General features: G+C 45.9%; 2 pseudogenes. Both read left to right on the top strand.

The features are described 5' to 3' along the window. Positions 1-787: pseudogene (locus F6K49_RS49950) on the top strand (chromosome segregation protein SMC); the annotation flags it as partial. Continuing rightward, a pseudogene (locus tag F6K49_RS49945) lies at positions 762-1,293 on the top strand (chromosome segregation protein SMC); the annotation flags it as partial. The pseudogenes F6K49_RS49950 and F6K49_RS49945, both read left to right, overlap by 26 nt.

The raw sequence follows: 1,293 nt of genomic DNA, 5'->3' as shown, positions 1-1,293 counted from the left end.
TATTACTACCGAATCTGCCTCGGTCAAACAAATTACCCAGGAATTGACAGAAACTAGGGCAAAACACTCGGAAACCAAATTACGTTTGGAACAGTTACAAAGGGAGATTGAGCAATCTCAGACCAATCAAGGCCAAATGCGTACGCTTCTGGCTAAAAACAACCAAGAACTCTCCGCCGCTACTCAACGGCTAGAGACCATAGCGATAGAGTTACCCCAACAAGAATCCCAACTTGCCGACTTACGGCAACAACTGGCTCAACTGGAGGAGTCTCAAACTCATAACGAGTGGCAACAGATTCAGAACATCATTAAAACCCAAGAAGCTCAGTGGCGCGAGTGTGAACAAGCCTTGAGAAATACCGAGAAACAGCTACAACAGAAGGAGAATCAGCAACAGCGCCTGAGGGATCAACTGACCGAAGGCCACCGCAAAATAGCAGACTATCAAACCCAAATCGAATCTTGGCAACAGCAGCAATCAGCAATTAACACTCAGTTAGAAACACTCACCAAGCAAATTACCGAAACGACCGTTGCCTTAAGGCAGTTAGAGGAAAAATTAGGGCAAGAAAAACAAAAACGCGATCGCACCGAGCAACACCTACAAAAACTGCGCCAACAACACCAAGAAACCTCTTGGCAACAGCAAAAACTTCAAGAAACCCAGTCTGCTAGAGCAGAAAAACTTGCTAGTCTCCAAACTCAACTCCAAGACCAAGCTGCTGAATTACCAGACCCAATACCAGAAATACCTCCAATTGTCAAAAAAAAATTCCCCCTCTAGTGATAAAAAAAGCTCAGAGGGAATTGCCCTTGACTCCCTAGCTGCTCAACTAGAACAACTACAAAAGGAACTGCGCAACGGACAGAAACGTCTACAGGCTATGGAACCCGTGAATATGCTGGCCTTAGAAGAATATGACCGAACTCAAGCTCGCCTCCAAGAACTGTCTGAGAAACTCGAAACCATAGCTGGTGAACGTACTGAACTGTTGCTAAGGATAGAAAACTTTACCACCTTGAGATACCGTGCTTTCAAAGAAGCCTTTGATGCCGTCAATGAAAATTTCCAAGCCATCTTTGCTGAACTGTCCGATGGGGATGGTTATTTACAACTCGATGATCCAGAGGACCCCTTTAGCGGTGGACTAAACCTGGTGGCACACCCCAAAGGTAAACCGGTGCGGCGGCTAGCATCTATGTCAGGAGGAGAAAAATCCCTCACAGCCCTTAGCTTTATCTTTGCCCTACAACGCTACCGTCCCTCGCCATTTTATGCTTTTGATGAAG

It is taken from the genome of Moorena sp. SIO3I6, assembly GCF_010672095.1.
This window is presented reverse-complemented; position numbering and strand designations above follow the sequence as displayed.